This is a genomic window from Streptomyces sp. BoleA5, from assembly GCF_000373665.1.
In the GTDB taxonomy this organism is placed as follows: domain Bacteria; phylum Actinomycetota; class Actinomycetes; order Streptomycetales; family Streptomycetaceae; genus Actinacidiphila.
In genome coordinates, this window is the sequence record NZ_KB892145.1 from 1 (window position 1) to 6,705 (window position 6,705).

Consider the following 6,705-nt stretch of genomic DNA (forward strand, 5'->3'; position numbering starts at 1 on the left):
AGCGCCACCAGGTCCACGCCCGGACGTACCAGCGGCACGGTGGCCAGGCTGACCAGGATGCCGCCCAGGGCGCCCAGCAGGACCTGCGGCAGCATCTCCAGCACCGCCAGCCACTGCCGCCCACGTCCCGTCATACCCATCGTCCGCAACCGGGCCAGCAGCGCCTTGCGCTGCGGCGCGTTGTGCAGCAACGACAGCAGCAACGCCAGCACGCTGTACCCCGCGCCCGCCGCCACGGCGGCCAGGTACACGTGCCGTGCGCCCGACTGCAGCGCCGAGGTGCCGTAGGAGGCCCGCTCCTCCGACCGGAGCGTGACCTGCGCGTGCTGCGAGAGCTGCCGCACGACGGCACGCAGCCGCGGACCACTCAGGTCCGATCCTGTGACGAGCAGGGTCGTGGACGCCGACAGTTCCCGGGCCGCCCGCGCGTGCCTCCGTGCCATGTCCGTCGCGGACACGACGACGAACTCGCCGGTGCCCAGCGCCGGTGTGACGTCCCGGGTGGCGACGGCCCGTACCGGGGTCCGGCCGGCGGAGGAACGCACGATCAGCACGTCCCGCTCGAAGGCACGGGCCAGCCCCGGCGACACCACCGCCGGCATCGGCTCCCGCCCGTCGCCGGCGAGCGACGGGAACGGAGCGCCCGTGCCCGTGCTCGACACCACGCGTCCGTACGGTGCGGGATCGGCGATGACCAGGCTGTACCTCACGCCCGACGGAGTCGACAGGCCCTTCTCGATCCGTACCGTCGACGTGTCCCGCACACCGTGGAGCCCGCGTACCCGCGACTCCAGGGCGGCGGGCAGGCCGGTGGACGAGTCGACGCGCGCGTCGGCGCCGACCGCCCGCAGGGCGGCCCTGTCGCGGCCGCCCTCGACACCGGCGAGAACGGACCCGCCGAAGGAGGTGACCGCGAGCGCCACCAGAAGCGCCATGAGCGGAAGAGCGGACATCGACGGGGCTCGACCGGCCCGCGCCAGGCCCAGGTGCAGCACCGCCCCGTCGAGCCGGGCGAAGGGCCGGGCCAGCAGCCGCAACGGCCAGGGGTACAGCCTCAGCAGCACCAGCGCGGCGGCCACCGCCACCAGCACGGGCGCCGCGGCGGTCAGCACGTCAGCGCCGCCGTCCGCCGTGCCACGGCGCCGCAAGGCCACCACCGAGCCGATCACGATCACTGTGACGGTGAGTTCCGCCACGTCACGCCTCCGTGAGGGGCGTGCCGCGGTGAGGTCCGCGCGCCGGTCGGGCACGGGACGCGCGGAGACGGCCACCGCGCGCAACGGCAGGGCCAGCGAGGCGAACACCCCGACCAGCGACCCCAGCAGTACCGGCAGCACGTGGGTCTCCGACGGCACGGCAGCCAGTGCGAGCAGCACACCGGCCGCGGCACCGGGAATCGCCGGCAGCGCGCTCTCGGCCAGCAGCCGGCCTGCGAGCGCCGGCAGGCTGATGCCCCGGGCCCGCAGCAGCGTGAACTCGGACCGCCGGCGATCGGCTTGCAGCCCCGCGGCCATGAGGAGAACGATCCCGGCGACCGCGGCCACGCCCACCGTCGCGACGAGGACCAGGGGCCGGGCCGCCACGCGTTCCTCGTCGAAGGAGCCCAGCAGTGCCGACAGGCCGTCTTCGGCGATCTCCCCCATGTGGGGACGGCTGTCGCGCAACTCCGCCGCGCCGGGGCCGGTGATGAGCGAGTCGAGCTGGTCGCGCAGTGCGGGAACGTCGCGGACCTTCGTGCGCTCGGGGTCCGCGGGGTGGTGGAAGTAGACGCGGACGCCGTCGCCGTACGCGGTCATCCGCCACGCGTCCTCGGGAGCGATGAGCACCGTGAAGTGCCAGTACTCCTCGGGACCACCGCCGCGTGGACCCGCCCGGCTGTTCAGCGTGGGCGCGCTCAGATCCCGTTCCGCGTTCCAGTAGGGCCCCTCCGGCCGGTCGGGGCGGATGATCCCGGTGATCCCGACGGTCAGCTCCGAGCCGTACGAGGAGCGCAGATGGAGTTCCGATCCGGCGCGCAGTCCCATGGTGCCGGCGGTGCGGTCCGTGACCACCGCCTCGACGCGGCGGGGGTCGCTCAACCGGCGGGAGAACCTGCCGTCGACCAGCCGGGCGTGACGGGGCAGGTCGAACTGGGCGACCACGGTGCTCTGCGGGTCCACGGTCCCCGTGGGCCGGGGCAGCGCCCTGTCGCCGGCATCGAGGGGCTCCAGAGACCGCACACCGCTGACCGTGTCCCTCGCCTTGAGGACGGAGGACAGCGGAGGGTGGAACACGCTCCGGAGCCCTTCCTCGTCACTCTCCAGTGACGCGGCGCTGACGAGGCCCGTATCTCCCCCGTGCACGTCGAACGACGCGCTGACGCTGCGTCCGGCCACCGACGCCTGGGACAGCCTCTGCAGCAGCGCCGCGTTCTCGTACGCCTCGACGGCGCGTGGCAGAACCGCCGTCACGAAGGCGGTTCCCAGCACCAGTACGGCCATGGCCAGTGCCGTGCCTGGCGCGGCCCGCAGCCTTGAGCGGATCAGGGACACGTCGCCGCCGCGCGGAACGTGGGACTTGGACATCGGTTTCCTTCAAAGGGTGCACCGGCCGTGCCGGATAGGGAATCGAGGGCCCTCGGGGAGCACCCCGGCGCTGCCGGGAGGCACACATCCCGCACGCGAACGTGGGCTTCGGAGCCTGGGGTTGCTGCGCGGCGGGCGTCCGGGCGTCCGCCGCGTGGTCGTGGCCGGCGCCGCGCCCGCGCCGCTTGACGTGGCCACCGGCGCCGGCAGCCGAGGTCCGCTTCCGCGAACGGGGTCACGTCACTCCTCCCCCTGGGCGCGGAGCGTCCGAACCGGGTCGGCGGACCGCCCGGCCATCAGCACGGCGAGGAACAGGGACACGGCTGTGACCAGGAGCAGCAGCGCGCCGACCGGGCCCGGAGGAAGCTCGACCAGGACTCCGGGCACCGGGCTCTGCGCCCGCGAGGTCAGTACGATCGACGGAACGACCATCGTGGTGAGCAGGCCGCCGAGGAAGGCGCCGCTGCCCACCGCGATGAGCACCAGCAGCCCCTGCTCGGCGGCCACCACGCGGATGAGCGACCGGCGTGAGGCCCCCAGGGCATGGAGCTTGGCGAGATCCCGCAGCCGTTCTCCGACCGCGCCGACGGCGGCCACACCGAAGCCGACCAGGGCGAGTACGACCGCTGCGAGCACCGCCGCGGGCAGTGCGGACAGAGGACCGGCACCAAGGGGGTCGTCCTGGAACACGGCCTGCTGCTCGGCGCGGACGGTGACGCGAGAGATGTCACCCCGGTCGCGGAGCGCGCCGGCGACCCGGGCGGACGAGTCACGCTGTACGGCGATCCACCATTCGTCCGGCTCCAGACCCGGCAGGTCCACGGCGCCCAGGACCCGGCTCGCGGTGCGCAGGTCGAGGAGGACCGCGCCTCCGTCGCCGGCGGGAGACCCCGCCGCGGTGGTGGGCAGTGCGCGCACGGCCGCCGAGATGCGGACGTCGAGCTTCGTCCACCCCATGTCCAGGAGCACCTTGCTGCCGACCTCGGCGTTGGTGGCCCTCAGAAAGGCATCGGTGGCGACCGCCGGCACCGTGTCGGGAGGCGGCGGGGCCGCGGACACCGTGACCGACGCGCTGTAGGACACGAACGGATCGCGGCTCGCACCGGTGTCGTAGTCGACCGAGAGAAGCGGGTCACGGCCGGACAGCGGGGCCTCTCCGGGCGAGCCGGCCTCGTGCCCCGCCCCGATGTCGGTGACGTCCATGAACCGGCGGATCCGGGACGTCCATGCCGCGCCGGCCTGCGGCGCGAGACGCCCGGTTGCGCCCTCGGCGTCCACGGCGTCCACCGCGGCGATCGTCAGACGGTGAAGCGCCGCGGACCTCGGCATGCGGTATTCGGCTTTCAGGGCGGTGATCCGCAGAGGTCCGGCCGGTCCGGCGCCACGCGCCCGGCCCGTCTCGGCGCCCAGATCCGCTTCCAGGACGTGCACCCGGCCGTCGCCGGTCACTTCGCCGAGTTCGAAGGTGTACAGCACCCCGTAGCGGTCCGTGAGGGTCGCCCAGAGCCGGTCGGCGGCCCCGGCGGGCCTCGTCCGGCCGCGGGGGTCCCGCGACTCCAGCCGGACGGCGAACCGCAGGCGGTCCGTGCCGGGCGGCACCAGGAATCCGGCGTCACGCGCACGGCCGTCGTCCTCGGGACGCAGCGTCCGCAGGGTCTCGGCGAGGGGGCGTTCCGACAGATCACCACGCAGCCGCATGACGCGGGCCGCCTGCGTGGTGTCCATGGCGAGCACCGTGGCCGCCCTGTCGCGGGGCAGCGCCACCTGGGTGCGGGAGGCCGGTGTCACCGCCGCGGCGCCGGCCAGCCGGTCGTACACGCCGCCCTGCCCGAACGGCGGGGTCGTGGAGCCCGTGACGCGGATGTCGGAGCCCACCGCGAAGTCGGCCTGGTCCTTCTGCGAACGGGTCCAACTGCTGTTCTCGCCGATCGCGAACATGCCGATCGACAGGGCCAGGACGAGCAGCAGAAGGGGGGCCGCGCCCCGGCCGGGCCGGCGTGCCAGCTGCCAGCCCACCAGCGACGCCGACAGGCCACGGGCCCTGGCCGCCCGCCGCTCTCCGAGGCGTGCGGCGAGCGGCAGCAGGCGCAGGACGAGTACCGCGCCCGCCAGCAGGCAGATCGCCGGGGCGACGACGAGCACCGGGTCGAGTCCCAGTTCGCCGGCGGTGTCGGTGGTCAGCGCCCCTGTCTGCGCGCCTCTGCGCGACAACTGCCAGTACGCCAGTCCCGCAACGACCGCGAGCCCGAGGTCGGCGCCGGCCCGCACGGCTCCCGGAAGGGCACGCTGCCGTACGCGCGCCGCTCCCCCACCCGCGCGGGAATCCGACCCCCTCAACGCGGGTACGACGACGGCCAAGCCGCACAACGAAGCGGTCAGCACCGCCACGGCCCAGGCGGTCGCCGGCCGGGCTTCCAGCCGTATTCCGGTCCGGCCCAGAGGGCCGTACCCGGAGAGCAACTCCATGAGGGGCCCGTTCAGGAGCGGGGCCAGTACCGCGGCCGGTACGACCAGCGCCAGGCCTTCGACCGCCGCCAGGCCTCCTATGCGGGCACGTGAGCCTCCGCGAGCCCGCAACTGCGCGGTCTCCTCGGCGCGCTCCTTCGTGAGCAGCCGCGCGACCAGCAGCAGCGACAGCGCGGCCAGCAGCGTCAGCTGCGACGCACTGATCAGCAGGGTCGACCGGGTGACCAGAAGCGTCCTGCGCAACTCCTGGAGCAGCCCGGGCAACTCGCTGCCCGCCGTGATCGACCCGTCGGTCGACATGTGCTCCAGACGCCGTGTCGCCTCCCGGACTCCGGCGCTCACGCGGCCGAAGCGCGCTGTCGTGACCGTGGAGAAGTCGGCGTGTGCCTGCCAGGCCATCTCCGCGGCGGGGACGGCCCCGGACGCGAACACCTGCGGGTCGACGAGCATGGGCCCGTACGTGGTGAACGACAGCGTCCGAAGGCCGCGTCCTCCCGTGGGGTCGATACGCCAGTACGGCGCCGTCGGATCGACGGGGCGGAAGACGCCCGTCACCCGCACCCTGAGGGTGGAATCACGGAGCCGGTCCGACAGGGTCACGACGCGCCCGGGGCGGAGCTTCAGCGCCGCCGCAGCGGTCTCCGGCAGCGCGACGGGAAGCGGCTGACCGGCGGTGGGCCGTCCCGGAAAGACGCCCTCCACCATGCTCACCCGGGCACGGTCCAGTGTGGACAGGAGCGTCAGCTCCAGGTCGTCGCCGCGCGCCGGACCCGATGACCGCGGCCGCTGAGGCAACCCGTACGAACGCGAGCGCGTGACCGCCTCCACCGCGACCGGCAGGCCGTCGTACGCGCCGGCGACCGTCGCGCGCACCGCCTGGTCGACGGCCGCACGGTCCTCGCCCTGCACGTCGGCCGTCACCTCGATCAGCGTCCTGGCGGCGGACTGCTCCTGGAGCGCGCGCCTGAGGCCGGCCTCGCCGACGGCGTCGCTGAACGTCACGAGTGCCGTCACGGCGCAGGTGGTGAGGAGGACGGACAGGACCGCGGCGCCGATCAGGAGACGGTGCGCGCGCAGGCGCGCAAGGACGAACCCGTTCATCTCAGCCCCGCCCCGGTCGCGACCCCGGCGATGGCGCGACGCGAGGCCCCGTGCTGCTGACAGCTCCCGGCCTCGTCAAGTTTGTTGCTATTTCTAACGCTTTGACTATGCTGCGCGGTATGACTGAGATAGTGATGGAACGGCGTGAGGGCCCGGCGGGCGACGGGGCCGCCTCCGAGGCGATGGTCGTGGTCGAGGACCTGGTGCGCACCTTCGGCACCGGGGACACCGCGGTGNACGCCCTGGGCGGGGTGTCCTTCTCCGTGGCCCGCGGGGAACTGGTNGCCCTCAAGGGCCGCTCCGGCTCGGGCAAGACGACCCTGCTGAACATCATCGGCGGCCTGGACCGCGCCGACGCCGGCACCGTCACCGTCGACGGCACCACACTCAACGACCTCGCCGAACGCGAACTGCTCGCCCTGCGCCGCGACCGCATGGGCTTCGTCTTCCAGTCCTTCGGCCTGCTGCCCATCCTCACCGCCGCCGAGAACGTCGGCGTCCCCCTGCGCCTGCGCAACACCCCCCGCCACGAACGCGAGGAACGCGTCAGCCTCCTGCTCTCCCTGGTCGGCCT

At 73.8% G+C, this 6,705-nt stretch carries 3 protein-coding genes; 1 reads left to right on the forward strand and 2 read right to left on the reverse strand.

The annotated features are described in order from the left end of the window. Positions 1 to 2,564: FtsX-like permease family protein (locus B085_RS44890; protein WP_018563394.1), on the reverse strand; the 2,564-nt coding region annotated here is incomplete at its 3' end. Positions 2,565 to 2,804: 240 nt separating this feature from the next. After that, positions 2,805 to 6,131 (reverse strand): FtsX-like permease family protein, encoded by a 3,327-nt coding sequence (locus B085_RS0135735; protein WP_018563395.1) that lies wholly within the window; start codon positions 6,129 to 6,131, stop codon positions 2,805 to 2,807. 119 nt (positions 6,132 to 6,250) lie between these two features. On the opposite strand from B085_RS0135735, the gene B085_RS0135740 reads away from it, so the two are divergent. Then, a partial coding sequence (locus tag B085_RS0135740; RefSeq protein WP_037733154.1) for an ATP-binding cassette domain-containing protein occupies positions 6,251 to 6,705 on the forward strand: 455 nt, incomplete at its 3' end.

What these genes read in the sequence shown, in the direction of transcription:
- B085_RS0135735 (WP_018563395.1), bottom strand. Translation starts at nt 6,131, where the DNA reads ATGAACGGGTTCGTCCTTGCGCGCCTGCGCGCGCACCGTCTCCTGATC.